Consider the following 21169-nt stretch of genomic DNA (forward strand, 5'->3'; position numbering starts at 1 on the left):
CCGAGACGGCGGACGGGTGCCCGCCGGGCCCGGTCCCAGTGGGGCGGGCGTCGGCCGAACCCCGGCCCGGCCGGGTGTGGCGGGCACCGCTGCGGCCCCGTCCCACGTGGGTCGGGGCCGCAGCGCGACTCGTCCGTCAGTCGGTCAGGTCGACCGAGCGGCCGCTGTCGGCGCCGATCTCCGCGCCGATCTGGTCGATCACGTCGGCCGGGATGGCGGTGTCGACGGTGAGCGCGATCAGGGCCTTGCCGCCCTTGGCGTCCCGGGCCACCTGCATCGAGGCGATGTTGATCGAGTGGTCGCCGAGGATGCGGCCGACCACGCCGACGATGCCGGGACGGTCGGTGTAGGTGAAGAACGACAGGTGGTCGGTCGGCTCGATCTCCATCTGGTAGCCGTTGACCTCGACGATCTTCGTGATCTGCCTCGGCCCGGCCAGGGTGCCCGAGACCGAGACGGCGCGGCCGTCGGCGAGCACGCCGCGGACCGTCACCACGTTGCGCCAGTCGGGGCTGTCGGAACTGGTGATCAGCTCGACCGTGACACCGCGGTCCTTGGCCAGCAGCGGGGCGTTGACGTAGGTGACCGAGTCCTCGACCACGTCGGTGAAGACGCCCTTGAGGGCGGCCAGCTCCAGCACCCGGACGTCGTGGGAGGCGATCTCTCCGCGCACCTCGACGTCGAGCTTGGTGGCGACCTCGCCCGCGAGCGCGGTGAACACCCGGCCGAGCTTCTCGGCCAGCGGCAGGCCCGGCTTGACGTCCTCGGCGACGGCGCCGCCCTGGACGTTGACCGCGTCCGGCACGAACTCCCCGGCCAGGGCGAGCTTCACGCTCCGCGCGACCTGGGTGCCGGCCTTCTCCTGGGCCTCGTGGGTCGAGGCGCCCAGGTGCGGGGTGACCACGACCTGGTCCAGCTCGAACAGCGGGCTGTCGGTGACCGGCTCCTTGGGGAACACGTCGATGCCGGCGCCGGCGACGCGGCCCTCCTTGATCGCGGAGTAGAGGGCGTTCTCGTCGATGATGCCGCCGCGGGCGACGTTGATCAGGCGCACGTTCGGCTTGACCTGGTGCAGCTCCCTGTCGCCGATGAGACCGATGGTCTCCTTGGACTTGGGCAGGTGCACGGTGATGAAGTCGGCCTCGCGCAGCGCCTCCTCCAGCGTGACCAGGCGGACGCCCATCTGCGCGGCGCGGGCCGGCTGCAGGTAGGGGTCGTAGGCGATCAGCTCGACACCGAACGGCTGGAGGCGCTGGGCCACCAGCTGGCCGATCTTGCCGAGGCCGAGGATCGCGACGACCTTCTCGTCCAGCTCCACGCCGGTGTACTTCGAGCGCTTCCACTCGCCGGCCTTGAGCGCGGAGTGCGCCTGGGCGACGTTGCGGGCGGAGGCGAGGATCAGGGCCACGGTGTGCTCGGCGGCGCTGGTGATGTTGGAGGTGGGCGCGTTGACGACCATGACGCCGGCCTTGGTGGCCGACTCCACGTCGACGTTGTCCAGGCCGACGCCGGCGCGGGCGACCACGCGGAGCCGGGGGGCGGCGGCGATCGCCTCGGCGTCCACCTGGGTGGCGCTGCGCACGATCAGGGCGTCCACGCCCGCGAGGGCGGGCAGGAACTGGGCGCGGTCGGCGCCGTCGGTGTGGCGGACTTCGAAGTCCGCGCCCAGAACCGCGAGACCGGCCTCGGAGAGTTCCTCGGCGACCAGTACGACGGGCTTGTTCACAGGCAGATCCTTACTAGGCGGTGAGGTGCACGGACCTCACGTAGTCTATCGGCGCTTGTGAACGCGTTCACGAGTGTCCCGCGATCCGAGACGGGGTAGGGCCTGACCCGGGATGGCGCAGGACGCGTTACCCGCCGTCACGACATCCCATGCTTCGGACGTCAAGTTGGTATTGATCCAAAGAAAACTTCGCGATTACCCTGATAAGCCGTGGTCCACTACCTATCGTTCCTCATATGAGCATCGGGAACCCCGCTCTCGGCACCGTGCTCGCGCAGCACGGCGAGCCGCACCGGCTGCTTGCGGCACTCGCGGAATGGGGACTCCTGGTCGCCGTGCGACCCGACCGGTCGGTCGTGCTCGGCACGACCCAGGCCGGTGAACGTGTCCTGCTCGGATACACCTCCGCGGACACCTACGCGCGGCACCGCGGCAGCCACTCGCTCTCCGCGTGCGACGCCGACACCGTCCTCGACATCCAGCGCGTCACCGGGGTGCGGGAGATCGTGATCGACGCGGCGGGCCCGGCGGCCGCGGCCGTGCCGATCGAGGATCTCCAGCGCTACCTGCTCTCGACGCGCACCGGGCCCACCCCGGTGCTGTCGAGCGTGACGCCCACCGCGTACGCGACCGGGGCGATGGCCACGGTCTCGCGTCCCGCGCCGGCACACCCGCAGGCCGCGCCGCCGAGAAGCGCGCACCCCCAGGCCCCGTCCCCGCAGAGGCCCGCACCGAGGCCCTCGCAGGGCTCGTACCCGCAGGGCCCGGCTCAGCAGCCTCCTTCTCACCCGCAGCCTCCCCACCCGCAGACCTCCTACCCGCAGCCTCCCGCGCCGCAGGCCCCCTCCCCGCAGAGCCGGCCGCGGACCCCGGTGCCCGCCGCGCCCGCCTCGTCGTGGATCCCGGCCCCCCGGCCGCACCTGTCGGGCCCGATGCAGATGGTCGACCCGGGCTACCGCCGGTGCGACCACCCGATTCTGCCCGCGCTGCGCGCCGCGATCTCGCACCTGCTCGTCGACTACCCGCTCGTCCACCACGTGTGGATCTCCGAGGCCGGCACCTCCTCGGGCGCCCCCGGGATCATGCTGCACGTCAAGGTGCACATGTCCGCGGCAGAGGACGTGGTCAGGGACATCCACCGGGGGGTACGGGCCCGGCTGCCGCAGCTCGCCGCCAGCGAGGCGCCGATCCTGATGGCCCGGGTCGCCGACGCGCGCAGCGAGCAGCGGATGATCGAGCTGGGCGCCCACGTGGTCTGCGCCGACGTCACCGACTGACGGTTCCGGCCCGCCCGGCGACGCCGGGCGGGCCGGACGTTCGGATCGGCGGGCGGAACCGGTCGGATCGGGCGGAAGCGCCTTCCGGCTCGGGCCCGGTCGGGCGGCGGGGCCGTCCGGGCCGGGCTCCGGGGCCGGTCAGGCCAGGCGGCGGGCGAACACCACACCCGTCCGGGCGTACGCCCCCGCCACCAGCGCAGCCAGCAGCGGCAGGCCGACCAGCACTCCCCCCAGCACGAGCCAGGGCACGTCGAGCAGGTACATGACGATGGACTGCCCCTCCAGCGTCACGCCGGACATCGCGCTCAGCTCGGCCTGATCGCGTGCGTTCATGCCGAGGACGGCCATCACGCCCGCGGCCAGCCCGGCCGGTATCCCCGTCGCGACGCCCAGACCGGCGATGAACCCGGCCTGCCCGGCGACGAGAAGGCGCTGGGTGCGGGCCGGTGCCCCTACGGCGGCCAGTGTGGCCCGGTCGGGGCGGCTCTCGGCCGCGGCCAGCCCGGTCGCGGCGAACGTGGCCCCGAGGATCAGGATCGCGGCGCCGAGGGCGGCGATGGCGAGCGCCTTCCTGGCGTCGTCGTCCCGGAAGCCCCGCTCGACCGTGGCGAAGGCCGACGGGGTGACGACCCGCACCGCCTCGTGCAGCCGCCGCTCCTGCTCGGTGGTGGTATGCAGCACGGCCGGATCGACCAGGAGGGTGTCGTACGCCACGACGAGGCCGAGCCTGGACGCCTCGGAGGAGGGGAGCAGCGCCGACACCACCGGTCCGCCTGGAGGGCGCCGGAACACGGCGGGCACCGAATGCTCGACGCCCGTGCTCCGCCCGACGACGGTGAGGGTCAGCGTTCCGTCGCGCAGCGCCCGCGGGTCGAAGACCACCGCCTTGCCCGCGGCGAGGGTGGCCTCCGCGGCGGGGTCGGGACCGCGTAGCAGGTAACGGAGCAGATCGGCTCCCCCGACGAGGACCCTGGCCCTTCGGCGAAGGTCGCGTGGCGAACATTCCTCCTCGCAGAGGGACCCCACCACCGCATCGACCGGCCGGGAGGCGGAGTCGGCGAGCCCTCCCATCTCGATCACCGGCACTCCCGGCAGGAGGGAGGTGACGGTCCGTCTGAGTTCGGACCGGACCGTCTGCCGAGATCCGGGCCGGGGGTCGGACCAGGAATAGCCGGCCGACACCACCGTGGTCCCCGTCACGTAGGCGGGGGTGTAGGTCTCCCGTGCCCTGGCACTCTGGCTGGAGACCATCACCGCCGTGGCGGCGAAGATGGTGGTCGCCACCAGCACCGCGGTCACGGCCGGAGCCGTGCGGCCCCGGTTGCGCGCCGCGTCCCTGGCGGCCATCCGGAACGGCAGCGGCAGCCGTCCGGCCGTTCGCGCCACCACGCCGACCAGCCACGGCGTCAGCAGCACCATCCCGAGCTGGCCGAGGAGCACGCTCACCAGCAGGTCGACCGTGGACAGCTGGTCGTCCGGGATCGGCCACAGCGCCCACTCGCGAAGGACGCCACCGGTGACGATGACCGCCGCCGCGCCGACCAGCAGCACCAGGCCCAGCACGGGCATCCCCCGGCGGTCCCTGACCCGGCTCCGGCGGCCGGCCAGCGCCTCCGCCGGCTCGGCCCTCGACGCCTGGACCGCTGGGACGAGGGCCGCGAGCAGCGCGCTCGCCACCCCGAGGAGCACGACGAGCGCGATCGGGCCGGCGGGCACCTCGAAGGGGCCGTGACGGAAGAACGGCGTGAGAGCCGCGGCCAGCCCGATCCCGCCCGCGGCACCGAGCACGCAGGCCGCGAGGCCGAGGGTGAGGCCGTCGGCGAGGACGACGCCGCGCAGGTGGCGGGGGGAACCGCCCTGGGAGGCGATCAGCGCGAGCTCGCGCCGGCGGCGGCGGATGCCGACGGCGAACGCCGGCCCGGTCAGGAAGACGACCTGCAGCACGACGATCGTCGCGGCGAGGGCGATCACGACGAGGTCGACGTCTCCCCCTCGCGGCGGCGGGAGGGGATCGGCGGGGCCTTTCCCCGGCGGCGGAGGATCCTCGATCACCGCCCGTGAGACGACCGCGACACCGTGCCGGTTGATCTCGGCGACCCGCTTCCAGGTGACCGGAGAGGGCGTGTCGACGAGCCAGGCCGTCGGGGCGGCGCCCAAGGCCGCTCCACGGACGGTCCCGGGCAGGACGACGATCCCCGGTGTTTCGGCGCTCCGGCGTTCGACGACGCCGGCCACGGTGACGGCGCCCGCGCCGTCCAGCGTGATGCCGGTCCCCGGTACCAGTCCGAGTTCCGGGCTCACCGCCACCTCCCGGGGCGTTCTCGGCAGGCGCCCGGCCGACAGCTCGTACATGCCCGTGGTGATCGGATCACGCAGGTCGAGCTCCCGCAGGTCGACCTGCCGATAGGCGCCGGTCGCCCGATAGCCGGTCCAGGACTGGCGCCAGGGCAGCGCGCGGCTGCCCGTCCCGAAGAGGGAGAGGACCTCACGTTCGGTCAGCGCCCTGTCCGGCGTCATGCCGGCGTACGTCTGTTCGTGGGCACGCCCGCCGTCGGCGCTCTGCCGGACCGGCGCGCCGATCGCCCTTCCCTCCACCTGGGCGTCGGCCGTGCCGAGGGTTCGGCTCAACCCCTCCCTGGCGTTCACGTCCACGGTGGCCTGCCAGGTCAGGCCCGCGGTTAGCAGCATGACCGGGAGGCCGATCATGAACATGATCAGCGCGCTCCGTGCCCTGGCGCGTCCGATCCCGCGGCGGGAGAGGCGCAGCGCGGCGAGCAGGGCGCTCATCGGGCGCTCTCCAGCGGGGCGGCGGTGGAGTCGGCGATCTCGCCGTCGCGCAGGAAGACCACGCGGTCGGCCCAGGCGGCGTAGCGGGGCTCGTGGGTGACGAGGAGCACGGCGGCCCCGGCGTCGCAGCGGACGCGCAGGAGCTGGAGGATCTCGTCGCCGGTGGGGGTGTCGAGCGCTCCGGTGGGCTCGTCGGCCAGGATCAGCCGCCGCTCCCCCACCAGCGCGCGGGCGATGGCGACCCGCTGGCGCTGGCCTCCGGAGATCTCGTCGGGGAATCGGTCGGCGATCGCGCGGAGCCCGACCTCGGCGAGCACCCGCATCGCCTCGCCGCGCGCGGTCCTGAGGGCGACCCCGTCCAGCTCGCGGGGGAGCGTGACGTTCTCCAGCGCCGTCAGCGAGGGGATCAGGTTGAGATCCTGGAAGACGTAGCCCACGCGCCTGCGCCGCAGACCGGCCCGTTCGGCGGTCGTCAGGCTCGACAGCGGCGTGTCCTCCACGGTCACGGAGCCCGAGGTGGGCGTGTCGAGGCCGCCGGCCAGGTTGAGCAGGGTCGACTTGCCGGACCCCGAGGGCCCCATGACCGCGACCAGTTCCCCGGAGCCGACGTCGAGGCTGACCTCGCGCAGCGCCGTCACGGCCTGCGGCCCCTCACCGTGCGTGCGGGTCACCCGGTCGAGGCGTACGACCTGGTCGGCGGTCATCGGGGGCCTCCCTGCGTGCGGATCCGTGTCGGTGACGGTGGCGGTGGTTGCGGTGGGAATGTCAACTGTCCTTCTCCTGCGTGCGGGGGGAGGCCGTGAGCACGGCCTCGCAGTGGTCGAGCCAGCGCTGCTCGGCCTCGGCCTGGAAGATCATCGATTCGAGCACCAGCCGTTGCGCGGGGCTCTCGGCGCTCGCGTGCCTGGCGCGGACGAACTCCTGCAGCGTGCGCATGGTCGCGGTGCGCTGGCCCTGGATGATCGGCCGCACGTCCGCGCCCGCGGCGACCGCCATCGCGAGCTTGATGACCAGTTCGTCCCGGGGCCGGTCCGACTGGGCGACGGGGGTGCCGAACCATCGCTCCATCTCGGCCAGACCGGCCCCGGTGATCGAGTAGACGACCCGGCCCTGCGCGTCCTGCTCGCCGGGACTCACCACGCCGTCGCGTTCCATGCGGGAGAGCGTCGTGTAGACCTGGCCGATGTTGAGCGGCCAGGTCGCCCCCGTCGACGTCTCGAACTCGGCGCGCAACTGGTAGCCGTAGCGAGGTCCCCTGCTCAGCAGGGCGAGGAGCCCCTGTCGGATCGCCATGAATACTGAGTATGCATACGGAGTATGCCTACCGCAAGAGATCCGCGTATTCTGGACAGGTTCCGCCCCCGGGGCCGATACTCGGAGGATGAGCTCGCCGCATCCCCCGTCCCGCGCCTCCGACGGGGATCGCGATCGTGCGATCAGCGAGCTCCGTGACCGCGCCGTCGAGGGCCGCCTCTCGCACGACACGTTCCTCGGCCGGGTCGACATGGCCCTGCGCGCGCGCAACCAGGGCGAGCTCGACCACCTGGTCGCCGACCTGCCGCAGCGCGGCCGGCTGCGCCGCATCGTCACCGAGGCCGTCTCCTCGGCCTCCGACTTCACCAAGCGGGTGGAGTCGGCCTGGCGCAGGCCCAGGATGCCCCGGCTGGCACTGCCCGGCGACGGCAGGACCCGCTACGTGGTCGGCCGCGGCTCCTCCTGCGACCTGATCCTCGCCGACCTGACCGTCTCACGGGTGCACGCCGAGCTCCGCCGCGACGAGGACGGCTGGATCCTGGTCGACCTGGGCTCGCTCAACGGCACCCGGCTGAACGACTGGCGCCTGGTCGGCCCGGCGAAGGTCCGGCCCGGCGACGTCGTCTCCTTCGGCGACTGCGGCTTCATGATGGTCACGCCACAGCCCCTCTGACGTCGAGAGGCACCCGGCCCCGGCGGACGTACCGCCCTGTGGCCGGAGAAGTGCCCGGCGCCGGGTCGCCCCGGCCGCTCGGGCCTCGGTGGTTCCTTCAGATGTCTCGGAGTCCGGTCGCCCGGGGTCCGGTCGCCTGGGCTTCGGCGATCTTCTCGGCGGTCAGGGTGTAGCGGGAGACCAGCAGGATGCTGACCCCCATCAGGAACGCCGGCAGCAGCGTCGTGCCGTACAGCACCGCGGTGGTCGCCGCCTCGGGCTGCGTCACCGGCGTGGAGGGGTCGGACTCGATGAACCCGGTGGCCCCGAGCAGCCAGCCGAGCACCAGCGCGCCGGACGCGAAGACCACGGTCTCGGCGGCCGTCCACAGGCCGGTGAACACCCCCGCCCGGCGCTTCCCCGTGACCAGGGCGTCGTGGACGATCACGTCGGAGAGCATCGAGAACTGCAGCAGCTGGAATCCGGCGTAGCCGATGCCGACCACGAGCACGCACGCGTGCGCGTACAGCGAGCCGAGGGAGTCGGAGAGGACCATCGCGACGGTGCCCGTCAGGAACAGCGCCGAGGCCAGGAGCATCGCGCCGCGCTTGTCGTAGCGCTTGGACAGCCGGACCCAGAGCGGCATGGTGATCAGCAGCGGGCCGACGAGACAGACGAAGAGCGTGGTGGTCCCCGCGGGATTCCCCAGCGTGTAGGTGGCGAAGTACGGCGCCCCGGCCAGCATGATGCCGGCCGCGAACATCTGGGAGCAGCTGAAGCCGAGCAGCACCATGAACGTCCGGTTGGAGCGGGCCGCGGCGAACTGGGCGACGATCGAGGACTCGGCCTCGGCGCGGCCGACCACCGGGGCACGGGCGGTGCCGAGGAACGAGCCGAGCATGGCCAGCAGCAGCACCCCGCCGATGACCAGGCCCATGGTCCGGTAGCCGGCGGCGTCGTCGCCGGCGATCGCCGGGGCGCCGGCCCCCGCCAGCAGGATGCCCAGGCCGATGAAGACCATCCTCCACTGCAGCAGGGAGGACCGCTCGTGGTAGTCGTCGGTCATCTCCGCGGCCATCGCCTTGTAGGGCACCTCGTAGAAGGCGTAGGCCGTCGCGGTGAGGAAGTAGCAGACCCCGACGTACAGCGCCGCCGTCATGCCGGTGAGCGGCGGGCCCGCGAAGGTGAGGGCGAACGCGGGCGGGAGGGTGGCCGCGCCCAGGAGCATCCACGGGCGCCGGGCCCCGAACCGGGAGACCGTGCGGTCGGAGCGCTGGCCCACCCACGGGTTGATGACGACGTCCCAGAGCTTGGGGAGGAAGGCCACGGCGCCGGCGATCCAGGCGGGCACCGCCAGCACGTTCGTCATGTAGAACAGCAGCAGCAGCCCGGGGACCGTGGAGAACGTCGCGGTGCAGATCGAGCCGATGCCGTAACCGACGCGCACTCCGCGCGGCACGGTGACGGCGGGGGGTGTCGCCGGGGAGACCATGCCACATTCAATCGCAGCGCGTGGGCACTGGGTAGGTCCCGGCCGGACGAATGTCCGGAATCATCCCTCGTCGCCGCCGGATGGCGATCATCGCGGACTGGTGCGGGGCCCGGCGTGAGGTCATGATTTCTCCGGCACGGGTCCATGATTTTTTTCGCGGTGCCGGGCCGTCGGACCCGCGAGATCCCGGGGCGGCGGCGGCGATCGGCCGGAACGGTGGATGTCCAGCTCAGCCAGGTCACGAAACGGGTGTTCAGGCCGTAACGAACGTCCGGACGGGCCCGCGGAACGGCCGCCCCTGACGCCTCTGGGATCACTCTGGTTTACCTGTACCTCAGATGAATGTCCGGAATTTGCTGACAAGGGTGTTCCGTCACCGACAGAATGCGGATCCGTCCAGCGTCTACCAACTGGAGGAACACGACATGCGCAGACCGCTAGGGCTACTTCTCTGCCTCGGGAGCCTGGCGGCCCTCAGCACGCCGATCGCCACGGCTCACGCCGCGGCCTCTCCCCCGGCCGAGTGTCGCGTGTACGCCGCCAAACCCCGTGTCACCCCCGCGGGACGGATCCAGGCCTCCGCCGCGCGCCTGGGCTGTGACGACACCGCCCTGGTCCGCATCCGCATCAAGCGGGCCGTGCCGGGTGCCGACCCCGTCGTCAAGAGCACGTCCCAGCGCGGGACCAACGGCCGGGTGACGGTGCGCCTGCGGTGCGCCCCCGGCGTCTACTACACCGTCGTCACCGACTACCGGGGCAACGTCGGCCGCTCCAGGCCGGTCAGGATCGGCTGCTCCCCCAGCACCTCCCCGACCCCCACCCCCACGACCAGCCCCACCACCCGTCCCACGGCGACCCCGACGGCCAAGCCGACGACCAGCCCGACGGCCAAGCCGACGACCAGCCCGACGGCCAAGCCGACCACCAGCCCCACCACCAGGCCGACGAGCACCCCCAAGCCGACCACCACCGCGACCTCCCCCGGCAACCAGCCGGGCTCCTCCCTCTCCGAGGAGGTGGTGCGCCTGACCAACGCCGAGCGGCAGAAGGGCGGGTGCGCCCCCCTGGTCTCCGACCCGCAGCTGCGCTCGGCCGCCCAGGGCCACTCCGACGACATGGCCGCCAAGAACTACTTCAGCCACACCTCCCAGGACGGCCGGGACATGACCGACCGCATCAACGCCAGCGGGTTCAGCCCGAAGCGCGCCTGGGCGGAGAACATCGCGATGGGACAGCGGACCCCCGCCGATGTCGTCACCGCCTGGATGAACAGCTCCGGCCACCGCGCCAACATCATGAACTGCGGCTACACCCACCTCGGGGTGGGCGTGGCCAACAGCCCCCGGGGCATCTACTGGACCCAGAACTTCGCCAAGCACTGAGTCACCCGGGCACCGGGCCCTGAGCCCGGTGCCCTCCAAGCCCACCGGGCCCTCCAAGCCCACCGGGCCCTCCAAGCCCACCGGGCACTCCAGGCACTCCGGCACGAAGGCCCGCGCCCCCGCGACGTGAACGCGTCGCGGGGGCGCGGGCCTTCGCCGATCAGGCCGAAACCTGTCAGGTCGAAACCGTGCGGGCCGACACTCGCCGACACGCATCGGCTCACACGGGCTCGCTCACACGGGCTCGCTCACATGGGCGAACCGGCACGAGCCGGCGCGGGACGGGACGGGACGGGACGGGACGGGACGGGACGTCCTACTTGAGCCAGCTCATCATCGGGCGGAGCTTGGCGCCGGTCTTCTCGATCGGGTGCTCGGCCAGCTCGTCGCGGTAGGCGGTGAACTTCTTCTGGCCGCCGTCGAACTCCTCGACCAGTTCCTTGGCGAACTCGCCGGACTGGATCTCGGCGAGGATGCGCTGCATCTCCTTCTTGGTCTCCGGGGTCACCACGCGCGGGCCGCGGGAGTAGCCGCCGTACTCGGCGGTGTCCGAGACCGACCAGTACATCTTGTGGATGCCGCCCTCGTACATCAGGTCGACGATCAGCTTCATCTCGTGCAGGCACTCGAAGTAGGCGACCTCGGGCTGGTAACCCGCCTCGATCAGCGTCTCGAAACCGGCCTTGATCAGCTCGGACACGCCGCCGCAGAGCACGGCCTGCTCACCGAACAGGTCGGTCTCGGTCTCCTCCTTGAAGGTCGTCCGCAGCGCGCCGGCGCGGGTGCCGCCGATGCCCTTGGCGTACGACAGGGCCAGCTCCAGGGCGTTGCCGCTGGCGTCCTTCTCCACGGCGACCAGGCACGGCACGCCGCGGCCCGCGGTGTACTGGCGGCGCACGAGGTGACCGGGACCCTTCGGCGCGACCATGGCCACGTCCACGCCCTCGGGCGCCTCGATGAGGCCGTAGCGGATGTTGAGACCGTGCCCGAAGAAGAGCGCGTCGCCCTCGACCAGGTTCGGGGCCACGTGGTCGGCGTACAGGTGACGCTGGATGTGGTCCGGCGCGAGGATCATGGTCAGGTCGGCCTCCTCGACGGCCTCCGCGGGAGCGAGCACGCGCAGGCCGTCGGCCTCGGCCTTCTCCCGGCTCTTGGAGCCCTCGGGCAGGCCGACCCGGACATCCACCCCTGAGTCGCGCAGCGAGAGCGCGTGGGCGTGCCCCTGGCTGCCGTATCCCAGTACGGCGACGTGCCGGCCCTGGATGATCGACAGGTCGGCCTGGTCGTCGTAGAAGATCTCAGTCACTTGCTTAACCTTTCGGGTTTCTCAGCACGCGTTACGCGGTCCGGTCCAGGGCCCGGAGAGAACGGTCGGTGATGGAACGGGCTCCGCGGCCGATGGCCACCATGCCCGACTGGACGAGCTCTTTGATGCCGAACGGTTCGAGGACCTTGATGAAGGCCTGCAGCTTGTCCGGCGTCCCGGTGACCTCGATGGTCACCGCGTCCGAGGAGACGTCGACGCAGCGCGCCCGGAACAGGTTGACCAGCTCCAGCACGCTGGAGCGGTTCTCCGAGTCGGCCCGCACCTTGATCAGCGTGAGCTCGCGCTGCACCGCCTGCGCCGGGTCCAGCTCCACGATCTTCAACACGTTGACGAGCTTGTTGAGCTGCTTGGTGACCTGCTCCAGCGGGAGGTCGTCGACGTTGACCACGATGGTCATCCTGGAGATGTCCGCGTGCTCGGTCGGCCCGACCGCCAGGGAGTCGATGTTGAACCCGCGCCGGCTGAACAGCGCCGAGACGCGCGCCAGCACGCCCGGCTTGTTCTCCACCAGCACCGAGAGCGTGTGCCTGCTCATGCGTCGTCCTCGCTGTCCCACACCGGCGCCATGTCGCGCGCGAACTTGATGTCGTCGTTGCTGGTCCCGGCTGCGACCATCGGCCACACCATGGCGTCCTGGTGCACCACGAAGTCGATGACGACGGGCACGTCGTTGATCTCCATCGCCTTGCGGATCGTGGCGTCCACGTCCTCGGGCCGCTCGCAGCGCAGGCCCACGCATCCGTACGCCTCGGCGAGCTTGACGAAGTCGGGGATCCTGCGCACCGTCTGCAGGTCGGTGTTGGAGTACCGCTTGTTGTAGAAGAGCGTCTGCCACTGGCGGACCATGCCCAGGTTACCGTTGTTGATGATCGCGACCTTGATCGGCACGCCCTCGATCGTGCAGGTGGCGAGCTCCTGGTTGGTCATCTGGAAGCAGCCGTCGCCGTCGATGGCCCAGACCGTGGTGTCGGGACGGCCCATCTTGGCGCCCATCGCCGCGGGCAGCGAGAAGCCCATCGTGCCGGCGCCGCCGGAGTTGATGAACCTGCCGGGCCTCTCGTAGCCGATGAACTGGGCGGCCCACATCTGGTGCTGGCCCACGCCCGCGGTGTAGATCGCGTCCGGGCCGACGATCTCGCTCAGCCGCTGCATGACGTACTGCGGGGCCAGCGAGCCGTCCTCGAACTCGGTGTAGCCCAGCGGGTAGGTCGCCTTGTAGGTGTTCAGCGCCGTCCACCAGTCGGCGTAGTCGCCCTTGCGGCCCTCGTTGCGCACCGTGGTGATCAGCTCGGTGAGGACCTCCTTGCAGTCGCCCACGATCGGGACGTCCGCGTGCCGGTTCTTGGAGATCTCCGCCGGGTCGATGTCGGCGTGCACGACCTTCGCGTACGGGGCGAAGGTCGACAGGTCACCGGTGACGCGGTCGTCGAAGCGGACGCCGAGGCCGATGAGCAGGTCGGACTTCTGCAGCGCGCCGACGGCCGACACCGAGCCGTGCATGCCGGGCATGCCCATGTGCTGGGGGTGGCTGTCGGGGAAGGTGCCCCGCGCCATCAGCGTGGTGACCACCGGGATGCCGGTCAGCTCGGCGAACTCCAGCAGCTCCGGCGACGCCCCGGCCCGGTGCACGCCGCCGCCCACGTACAGGACCGGCCGCCTGGCCTCGGCGATCAGCTTGGCCGCCTCGCGGATCTGCTTGGAGTGCGGCCGGGTCACCGGGCGGTAGCCGGGAAGCTGCATGACGACCGGCCACTGGAAGGTCATCTTCGCCTGGAGGGCGTCCTTGGCGATGTCGACCAGCACCGGGCCCGGACGGCCGGTGGAGGCGATGTGGAAGGCCTCCACGATCGTCCTGGGGATGTCCGCGGCCTCGGTGATCAGGAAGTTGTGCTTCGTGATCGGCATGGTGATGCCGGAGATGTCGGCTTCCTGGAAGGCGTCGGTGCCGATCGCGGCACTGGCCACCTGGCCGGTGATCGCGACGATCGGGACCGAGTCCATGTACGCGTCGGCGATCGGGGTGACCAGGTTGGTCGCGCCGGGGCCGCTGGTGGCCATGCAGACCCCGACCCTGCCGGTGGCCTGCGCGTACCCCTGTGCCGCATGCCCGGCGCCCTGCTCGTGCCGTACGAGCACGTGCCGGACCTTGGTCGAGTCGTAGAGCGGATCGTAGGCGGGCAGAATCGCGCCGCCGGGGATCCCGAACACGGTGTCGACCCCGACGTTCTCCAGCGCCCTCACGAGGGCCTGGGCTCCTGTCATCTGTTCGGTCATCGGCTCGTTCCTTGTGGCTGAGCATGCGTGATGGCATAAAAAAGGCCCCATTCCACCTGGTCGGCGGAGCTGGGGCGGCGCGCAGGTCGGAGTGCTTCGCTATCGGCCTGCGCGCCGGCGAAGTACTACGAGAATCCCACGGTGAAGCTGCATGGCTCCACCATGGCCGACCAGGCGTGTCCACGTCAAATCCATGGACAGGTATCTCAGATCGTGAGATATGAGCTCAGGCGGGGGTGCCGAGGCTGGAGAGGCTGGTGCGCATCAGCGAGTCGACGCCGCGCGCCGCCATCGGGCGCGCCACCAGGAACCCCTGGCCGCGCGTGCAGCCCATCTCGCGCAGCAGCTCCAGCTGCTCGGGCCGCTCGATGCCCTCGGCCACCACGATCAGCCCCAGATCGTGGCCGAGCCGCACGATCGTGCGGGTCAGCAGGGTCAGCGTCTCGTCGCGGCCGAGCCCGGACACGAAGGACGGATCGATCTTGATCATGTCGACCGGGAGCTGCCGCAGGAGCGCCAGCGAGGCGTACCCGGTGCCGAAGTCGTCGATGGCCAGCCGGACGCCGAGGGCCCGCAGCTCCGACAGGCGGACGATGGTCTCGTCGGCGTCCTCGACCAGCATCTCCTCGATGACCTCCAGGGTCAGCGCGCTGGGCGGCAGACCGCTGTCGCCCAGGGCCGACTCGACGGTCTCCACGAAGCGGGGCGCCATGATCTGGCGGGCCGACAGGTTCAGCGAGAGCCCGATCTCCCACGCCGAGGCGCGCCAGGCGGCCACCTCGCGGCACGCCTCCCGCAGGATCCACTCGCTCAGCGGCACGATCAGGCCGGTGTCCTCGGCCGGCCCGAGGAACTGCTCGGGCGGCACGGACTCCCCGGCCCGGCACCAGCGCACCAGCGCCTCGACCGCGGTGACCCGCGAGGTGGCCAGGTCCACCACCGGCTGGTACTCGATCGCGAACTGGTCCTCCAGCAGCGCCCGCTGCAGGTCGGCGGCCAGCTCCAGGCGCCGTACCACGTCGGTGTGCATGTGCGCGGCGAACACCTCGACCCGGCGCCCGCCGAGCTCCTTGGCCCTGGCCATCGCCACGTCGGCGTTGCGGATCAGGTCGGCGGAGGAGACGTCGTCGGCGGCGAAGGCCACCCCGACGCTCGCGGTCAGCGCGATGTCGCGGTCGGCCACCCGGAACGGCTCGGAGGAGACCGTACGGACCAGCCGCTCGGCCAGGTCCACCGCGGTCTGGGCGTCGGCCGCCCCCTCCAGCAGCACCGCGAACTCGTCGCCGCCCCAGCGCGCCAGGGTGTCGTCGGCCCGTACGGTGGCGCGGAGCCTGCGGGCGGCCTGGCCGAGCAGGTAGTCGCCGCTGGCGTGGCCGACCGAGTCGTTCACCGCGGTGAAGCCGTCCAGGTCCAGGAAGATCACGGCCGCGCCGCTCGTGCCGGGGCGGGCCAGCACCTCCCTGGTGCGCTCCTCGAAGTAGGCCCGGTTCGGCAGGCCGGTGATGCCGTCGTGGAAGGTCAGGTGGGTGACCTGGTTGCGCAGGGCCTCCTGGTCGCTGACGTCGCGGGTGGTGACCAGCAGCAGGTCCTCGCCGCCCACGTGCCGGGTGGCCACCGACTCGGCGGGCCGCCAGGTGCCGTCGGAGGCCCGGACCCGGCAGGCGACCATGCACGCCCCCGGCCCCTCGGCCGGCTCGTCCTCGACGCTCATCACGCTCAGGGCCGCCCGGATGCCCGGCACGTCCTCGGGATGGATGTAGTCGAAGATCGACCCTCCGACCAGGTCGGCGGGACGGTACCCGTAGGTGATCTCGACGCCCTCGCCGATCCGGTGCACCACGCCCTCGTGGTCGCAGACCATGACCACGTCGCCGGTGCTCTCGGCCAGGTCGTGCAGCTGCCGCTCGCCCAGGTGGACCAGCCGGCGCAGCCGCCCGGTCTCCACCAGCATCACGAACAGCCGTCCCACCAGGACGGCCACGATCGACGCGCACACCAGGGACAGGACCATCGGCGCCCCCTGGACGGCGCCGCCGCCGGCCACCCGCAGCAGCACCACGACGGTGGCCGCCGCGACCAGCAGCAGCGGCACCGCCGCGATCAGCGAGGAGGTGCTCTCGCGGACCGACGTCTCCTCGTCGGCGGGCTCCCACGGCCGCGTCGCGGGCCCGCTCCACGGGACCGCGGCCAGCACGAGGAAGGCGACCGGAGCGGGCCAGACCCAGGCGAGCGACGGCGTGTCACCGCTCACCCGGGCCAGCGCGGTGATCGTCTCGGAGGCCGCGACGGCGCCCAGCACGGACAGCGCGGCCAGGCCGACCGGCCAGGCCGACCGGCGGATCGGCACCACCGCGGGACCCACCACGCAGGCCAGGATCAGGCAGAACAGGGGCGAGGCGAAGGTGACCGCGAGGTTCCCGGCGTCGCCCGCCTCGCGGGAGGCCGGCCCCACCAGCGTCACCCAGAGGATCACCAGGATGGAGGCGGCGCACACGTAGGAGTCGGCGAGGTCGCGCAGCAGCGCGTGCCCCCGGGCGGGCCTGGCCGCCGAGAGGCCGGTGCCCACGGCGAGCATCGCCGTACCGGCCAGCAGCACCAGGTCGGCGAAGGTCACGACGAAGGGCGCGCCGTCCGCGATCGGCCGCACGCCGACCCCGGCCAGCCAGGTGAGCGAGCCGCCCGCCAGCCAGCGCCAGGCCAGCGCCCTGCGCCGGCCGTTCGTCCGGGAGGCGGCGGCGAACAGCGACCCCGCGGCGGCCGCGGCGGAGACGACCCCCGCCACCGCCTGCACGACCACGACGGGAGCCCCGCTGAGGAGCGCGGCGACGAGCCCCGCCACGCCGACGGCGGCGGCGGTCAGCGGTACCCGGGGGTCACGCCAGCGGATCAATGTCGTCTGCCCATCGGTGTCGTTACGGTGTCTCGCTCCGCGGCGTCCCTTGCTCGCCGCGCTCGTACCACCGGCGCGGGTGCTCCGTCGTTCGTCTCGGAGCCCACACCGGCACAGGGCCAGTGTGTGCCGTCCGGCTCGTACGGGTGGTGACAACGCCGTAGTCGTCACCGATCTGATAACCACGCGGGAACCGGTACCGCCTCTGACGAAGGTACGCAGCACAGGTCACGGGGCAGCCACGGTCAGGATTCCTTTACCGGTCAGTAAGAACCCGTGATCACATTTTTGAGCGGCTCGTCCGCGAGGTAGCGCAGGAGCTGCGAGCGGAGCAGTTTCAGGGTGCGCCGTACGGACGCCGGGCTGCTGCCCGCGACGTGCGGGGTGATGAGGACCCCCGGCGCGGTCCACAGCGGGTGGTCCGGCGGCAGCGGCTCGGGGTCGGTGACGTCGAGCGCGGCCAGGATCCGGCCCTCGCGCAGCGCGTCGACGAGCGCGCCGGTGTCGACCACCGGCCCCCTGGCCGCGTTCACCAGGACGGCCCCGTCCCTCATGGCCGCCAGGAACCCCGCGTCCACCATGCCGGTGGTCTCGGGCGTGAACGGCACCAGCAGCACCACCACGTCGGCGCCGGGCAGCAGGCCGGGCAGCTCGTCCAGGCCGTGCACGCCGGGCCTGGCGCTCCTGGCCACCCGGACGACGTCCACCTCGAAACCGTCGAGCCTGCGCTCCAGCGCCTCGCCGATCGAGCCGTACCCGACGATCAGCACGGTGGAGTCGGCCAGCACCGGGGTGTGGTGGTAGGTCCACTCGCCCCGCTCCTGCGCCCGGGCGAATCCCGGGAACTCCCGCAGCACCGCGATCATGGCTCCCACGACCCACTCGGCCGTACCCGCGTCGTGCACGCCCCGGGCGTTGCAGAGCGTCACCCCTTCCGGCAGGTGCGGACGGTAGGCGTCCACCCCCGCCGTGACGGTCTGCAGCAACCGCAGGGAGGTCATCCGGGCGAGCAGCGCGGGCAGGCCGGCCACCGGCATCAACGGCGGGATCCACACCTCGGCCTTCTCGGCCCCCTCGGGCACCGGCCCCGTGCCGTCGTAGACGACGCACTCCACCTCGGGCAGATCACGCAGAACACCGGCGGCGGCCTCGGAGGGAACCCAGATCTTCATGAGGACAACCCTAGGAGCACTTGAGGTTGGTCTCGGGTTTGTAGACCGTCGTCTTCTTGACGCGCTTGATCTCCTTGCCGTCCTTCTTGAAGACGCGCCAGACGTCGATCGTGAATCCCTGCTGCCCGACCATGTCGATGCAGTCGGGCCCGCTGCCGGTGGCGCTCCCGAAGGGAACGAGGTCGTAGCGCTCGGAGGAGACCGACTCGATCTCGTAGCGCCTGGTGCTCCAGAAGGAGACCGTGACCCCGCGGTCGTCGGCCGAGGTCTTGATCAGCACCCCGTACGGCGAGTCGTTCTTCCAGCGGAAGTCCGGCTCGGGCCAGGAGACCGTGGACTCCCTTCCGGCCGGGTAGCGGGAGATGTGGAACTCGTGCGCCACGTGCTGGACGTCCTCGAGCCCGCCGAAGAACACGGCGTTGTACATGGTGGTGACGAACTGGGAGATCCCGCCGCCGACCGAGTTGACCAGCCTGCCTCCCTCGATCATGGGGGCGGGCAGGAACCCGCGGGCCGTGTCGCGCTGCCCGACGATGCCGTTGAGCGAGAAGGTCTGGCCCGGTTTCACCACGTAGCCGTCGAGAAGCCGGGCGATCGTCTTGATGTTGACGACCCGCGCCGTGCAGCAGTCGTAGAACGTGGTGAACTGGCTGATCCGCTCCTTGATGCCGAGCTCGCGCGCCTGGGCGTCGGTCATCCGCGGCTGGACGGTGGTCAGCGACACCGGGATGGTGCGGTCGCCGCCGCTGACGATCATCTCGGTCACGTCCGCGGCGAGCCGCTCGTCGTCGACGCCCTTCCCCCTGCGGCCGGGCACCAGCTTCGGCTTTCCGGCGACGATCCGGAACGAGGGGTCGCGCGGGGCCGTGGCCGGGTCGACGAGGAGGTGCTCCACCGAGGCGACGGCGCTCCTGGCGTCGAACACCGGGCGCATGCCGCCGGAGCCGTCCGGCCGGTAGGAAAGGTGCGCCGCGAGGGTCTCCACCGGCAGCCGGACCCGCCTGCCGGCCACGGTGAGGGTGATCGGCTCGGACAGGGCCCTGGGAGCGCCGGCCGCGGCCTTGCTCACCATGGCGTCCGAGGCCTTGGGCTTGATCACCGAGACCGGGAGGCGGACCTCCCGCGCCGGGCCGAGGAAGGCGTCCTCGATCGCGGCGACCGCGGCCTCCCGCTCCAGCTCCCGGCCGTCGCGGGGCGTCACGAGGACGGGGTCGACGCCCTGGAAGGTGACCGCGCCCTCGCGGACCCTCAGGTCGATCTTCCTGGCCAGGCCCTCCACCGCGTCCTTCAACGCCTCGGGGTCGGAGGAGACCTTGGGGTCGAGCTCGGTGGGGCCGGTGAGGGCCCGCCAGACCTGGCCGGGCCCCGGGAAGCCGCTGGGGGCCTGGTTGATGGTGGCGACGACGTCGAACTTCAGCCCGGCCTCTTCGGGGTCGAACGCGAAGCGTTTGCCGGCCGCCAGCAGGGTCATCCTCTCGGACGCCGCGGTGGCGAGGCGGTCCCTGAGCCTGTCGGCCGCCTCGGTCGCGGTCAGCCCGCCGATGTCGACGCCCCGCACGGTGGTGCCCGGGAGCATCTTGCCGGACATGACCACCGCCGGAACCGCGTACGCGAGCCCGGCGAGGCAGAGGAGTGCGAGGACGGTCAGGACGATTCCGCGCCCTCTGCGGCGGCGCCGGGGCGGCTCCTCGTAGCGGAGCCCGTCGGGCCGGGGGAATCCGCCGTCACCGCCGGGGACCAGCGAGGGCTCGTCGCGTGGGGAGGGCCGCTCGGGGGGCGGGGCCATCTGCCAGGGCTGCGGGGGCTGCGCCGCGGGCGGGATGGACGCCGATCCGCGGGTGGGGCCGGCGGGGCCGCCGAGACCGGTGGAGCCGAAGATGTCGGGTGACACGCCGGGAGGGAGCCGGGAGCCGTTCTGGGATCGACCGGTTTGTCCGGTCGAGGGGCGCGGGTCGCGGGCACCCGGTGAGACGGGGCGCGAGGGAAGGGGAATCGCTTCGAAAGGGTCCGTCGGCGGGTTCACAGGTGCTCCGGCGTTCCGCACGGCCTCCGGCTCCTCCTGCCTCTCAGCGTCCACCTCCGGCAACCCTAAACCACATCGGATGACCACCGTCTAAAAAGGAATAACAAATCAGCCCATCCGGCGGTAGTGGTTGTGGGGGCCGTCCGGTGATCCTGTGGGGTGTCGTTCGGGCATTCAGGCCGTTCAACGCATTCGGGTCGTTCAAGCCGTTCGGGCCGCTCGAAAGGTGCGAGCCATTCGGGGTGTTCCGGCCGTTCAAGCCGTTCAAGCCGTTCAGGGTCCTCAGGGTCCTCAGGGTCTTCGAGGGGTGAGCGCCGCCGACAGGTCGTCCAGTGACGCCTTGACGCGCTCGATCGTCACCCCGTGCCCGCGCAGGCGGTGCGCGAGCAGCGGGGCGGCCAGCGGGGCCAGCAGGGTGTCGGCCAGGACGTGGGCGTCGGCACCGGGCCTGGCCCGGGCGACGAGCATCGACAGGTGGGCGTGGTAGGCCTCGTAGGCGCCGCCGAAACGGGCGAGCGGGGTCGCCGTCTCGGCCATCAGCAGCAGGTCGAGTTGCTCCACGGTCCTGTCGGCGAGGGCGTGCAGGAACGCGCGGATGCGGTCCGGCGCGTCGGCGCCCGGACCCAGGGGCGGCGGCCCCTCGATGAACGCCGACTGGAACGCGCGCTCCCGCTCGTCGATGAGCGCGTACGCCAGTCCCGAGCGATCGCCGAACCGGCGGTAGAGGGTGCCGACGCCGACCCCGGCCGCGGCGGCCACCTCGGCCATCGTCAGCCCCTCGACGCCCTGGGCCGCGACGATGCCGGCGGCGGCCTTGAGGATCTTCATCCGGTTACGCGCCGCGTCGACCCGCTCGGGGCGTGGGTTCGTGACGGCGTCCACGGTCACAGGCTAGACGTTCGCGCTCGCGGGC

The 21169-nt window shown here is 71.9% G+C and carries 15 protein-coding genes; 3 read left to right on the forward strand and 12 right to left on the reverse strand.

Annotated elements, in window-relative coordinates:
• Positions 1–136: 136 nt before the first annotated feature.
• Complete coding sequence (serA, locus tag ACLQ2R_RS09560) at positions 137–1726, reverse strand: phosphoglycerate dehydrogenase (RefSeq protein WP_425958997.1); 1590 nt, start codon at positions 1724–1726, stop codon at positions 137–139.
• 236 nt (positions 1727–1962) lie between these two features.
• Between serA and ACLQ2R_RS09565 the strand changes: the two genes are divergently transcribed.
• Positions 1963–3003 carry a hypothetical protein gene (locus tag ACLQ2R_RS09565; protein WP_425958998.1) on the forward strand — a complete coding sequence of 347 codons (1041 nt, stop codon included), beginning with the start codon at positions 1963–1965 and terminating at the stop codon, positions 3001–3003.
• A 138-nt stretch (positions 3004–3141) separates the two neighbouring features.
• Here the strand turns inward: ACLQ2R_RS09565 and ACLQ2R_RS09570 are convergent, their stop codons facing one another.
• The 3 genes from ACLQ2R_RS09570 to ACLQ2R_RS09580 all read right to left on the reverse strand — a co-directional run bounded on the left by ACLQ2R_RS09570 (position 3142) and on the right by ACLQ2R_RS09580 (position 7083).
• On the reverse strand, positions 3142–5790 hold the full coding sequence (locus ACLQ2R_RS09570; RefSeq protein WP_425958999.1) for an FtsX-like permease family protein: 2649 nt from the start codon (positions 5788–5790) through the stop codon (positions 3142–3144).
• Positions 5787–6494, reverse strand: coding sequence for an ABC transporter ATP-binding protein (locus ACLQ2R_RS09575; protein WP_425959000.1), 708 nt, complete (start codon positions 6492–6494; stop codon positions 5787–5789). The genes ACLQ2R_RS09570 and ACLQ2R_RS09575 overlap by 4 nt, the downstream gene beginning before the upstream one ends.
• 61 nt (positions 6495–6555) lie before the next feature.
• Positions 6556–7083, reverse strand: coding sequence for a PadR family transcriptional regulator (locus ACLQ2R_RS09580; RefSeq protein ID WP_425959001.1), 528 nt, complete (start codon positions 7081–7083; stop codon positions 6556–6558).
• Positions 7084–7171: 88 nt separating this feature from the next.
• On the opposite strand from ACLQ2R_RS09580, the gene ACLQ2R_RS09585 reads away from it, so the two are divergent.
• A complete protein-coding gene (locus ACLQ2R_RS09585; RefSeq protein ID WP_425959002.1) occupies positions 7172–7717 on the forward strand; it encodes a DUF1707 and FHA domain-containing protein in 546 nt (181 codons plus the stop codon).
• A gap of 97 nt (positions 7718–7814) precedes the next feature.
• Here ACLQ2R_RS09585 and ACLQ2R_RS09590 read toward each other — a convergent pair whose 3' ends face one another.
• Positions 7815–9188 (reverse strand): MFS transporter, encoded by a 1374-nt coding sequence (locus ACLQ2R_RS09590; protein ID WP_425959004.1) that lies wholly within the window; start codon positions 9186–9188, stop codon positions 7815–7817.
• A gap of 425 nt (positions 9189–9613) precedes the next feature.
• Between ACLQ2R_RS09590 and ACLQ2R_RS09595 the strand changes: the two genes are divergently transcribed.
• On the forward strand, positions 9614–10570 hold the full coding sequence (locus tag ACLQ2R_RS09595) for a CAP domain-containing protein (protein WP_425959005.1): 957 nt from the start codon (positions 9614–9616) through the stop codon (positions 10568–10570).
• Between the two features lie 316 nt (positions 10571–10886).
• Here the strand turns inward: ACLQ2R_RS09595 and ilvC are convergent, their stop codons facing one another.
• The 7 genes from ilvC to ACLQ2R_RS09630 all read right to left on the reverse strand — a co-directional run bounded on the left by ilvC (position 10887) and on the right by ACLQ2R_RS09630 (position 21138).
• Positions 10887–11867, reverse strand: coding sequence for a ketol-acid reductoisomerase (gene ilvC, locus ACLQ2R_RS09600; RefSeq protein WP_344895955.1), 981 nt, complete (start codon positions 11865–11867; stop codon positions 10887–10889).
• 40 nt (positions 11868–11907) lie between these two features.
• Positions 11908–12432 carry an acetolactate synthase small subunit gene (gene ilvN, locus ACLQ2R_RS09605; protein WP_425959006.1) on the reverse strand — a complete coding sequence of 175 codons (525 nt, stop codon included), beginning with the start codon at positions 12430–12432 and terminating at the stop codon, positions 11908–11910.
• A complete protein-coding gene (locus tag ACLQ2R_RS09610; protein ID WP_425959007.1) occupies positions 12429–14222 on the reverse strand; it encodes an acetolactate synthase large subunit in 1794 nt (597 codons plus the stop codon). The genes ilvN and ACLQ2R_RS09610 overlap by 4 nt, the downstream gene beginning before the upstream one ends.
• A gap of 175 nt (positions 14223–14397) precedes the next feature.
• Positions 14398–17061, reverse strand: a complete 2664-nt coding sequence (locus tag ACLQ2R_RS09615; RefSeq protein WP_425959008.1) for a putative bifunctional diguanylate cyclase/phosphodiesterase — start codon at positions 17059–17061, stop codon at positions 14398–14400.
• A 263-nt stretch (positions 17062–17324) separates the two neighbouring features.
• Positions 17325–18233 (reverse strand): 2-hydroxyacid dehydrogenase, encoded by a 909-nt coding sequence (locus tag ACLQ2R_RS09620; RefSeq protein WP_425959010.1) that lies wholly within the window; start codon positions 18231–18233, stop codon positions 17325–17327.
• Positions 18234–18243: 10 nt separating this feature from the next.
• On the reverse strand, positions 18244–20124 hold the full coding sequence (locus tag ACLQ2R_RS09625; RefSeq protein WP_425959011.1) for a VanW family protein: 1881 nt from the start codon (positions 20122–20124) through the stop codon (positions 18244–18246).
• A gap of 423 nt (positions 20125–20547) precedes the next feature.
• Positions 20548–21138, reverse strand: coding sequence for a TetR/AcrR family transcriptional regulator (locus ACLQ2R_RS09630; protein WP_425959013.1), 591 nt, complete (start codon positions 21136–21138; stop codon positions 20548–20550).
• Positions 21139–21169 lie beyond the last annotated feature (31 nt).

Origin of the sequence: Streptosporangium sp. DT93 (genome assembly GCF_049844535.1) — a bacterium.
Classification (GTDB): domain Bacteria; phylum Actinomycetota; class Actinomycetes; order Streptosporangiales; family Streptosporangiaceae; genus Streptosporangium.

What these genes read in the sequence shown, in the direction of transcription:
- ACLQ2R_RS09565 (WP_425958998.1), top strand. Translation starts at nt 1,963, where the DNA reads ATGAGCATCGGGAACCCCGCTCTCGGCACCGTGCTCGCGCAGCACGGC.
- ACLQ2R_RS09570 (WP_425958999.1), bottom strand. Translation starts at nt 5,790, where the DNA reads ATGAGCGCCCTGCTCGCCGCGCTGCGCCTCTCCCGCCGCGGGATCGGA.
- ACLQ2R_RS09575 (WP_425959000.1), bottom strand. Translation starts at nt 6,494, where the DNA reads ATGACCGCCGACCAGGTCGTACGCCTCGACCGGGTGACCCGCACGCAC.
- ACLQ2R_RS09580 (WP_425959001.1), bottom strand. Translation starts at nt 7,083, where the DNA reads ATGGCGATCCGACAGGGGCTCCTCGCCCTGCTGAGCAGGGGACCTCGC.
- ACLQ2R_RS09585 (WP_425959002.1), top strand. Translation starts at nt 7,172, where the DNA reads ATGAGCTCGCCGCATCCCCCGTCCCGCGCCTCCGACGGGGATCGCGAT.
- ACLQ2R_RS09590 (WP_425959004.1), bottom strand. Translation starts at nt 9,188, where the DNA reads ATGGTCTCCCCGGCGACACCCCCCGCCGTCACCGTGCCGCGCGGAGTG.
- ACLQ2R_RS09595 (WP_425959005.1), top strand. Translation starts at nt 9,614, where the DNA reads ATGCGCAGACCGCTAGGGCTACTTCTCTGCCTCGGGAGCCTGGCGGCC.
- ilvN (WP_425959006.1), bottom strand. Translation starts at nt 12,432, where the DNA reads ATGAGCAGGCACACGCTCTCGGTGCTGGTGGAGAACAAGCCGGGCGTG.
- ACLQ2R_RS09610 (WP_425959007.1), bottom strand. Translation starts at nt 14,222, where the DNA reads ATGGGGCCTTTTTTATGCCATCACGCATGCTCAGCCACAAGGAACGAG.
- ACLQ2R_RS09620 (WP_425959010.1), bottom strand. Translation starts at nt 18,233, where the DNA reads ATGAAGATCTGGGTTCCCTCCGAGGCCGCCGCCGGTGTTCTGCGTGAT.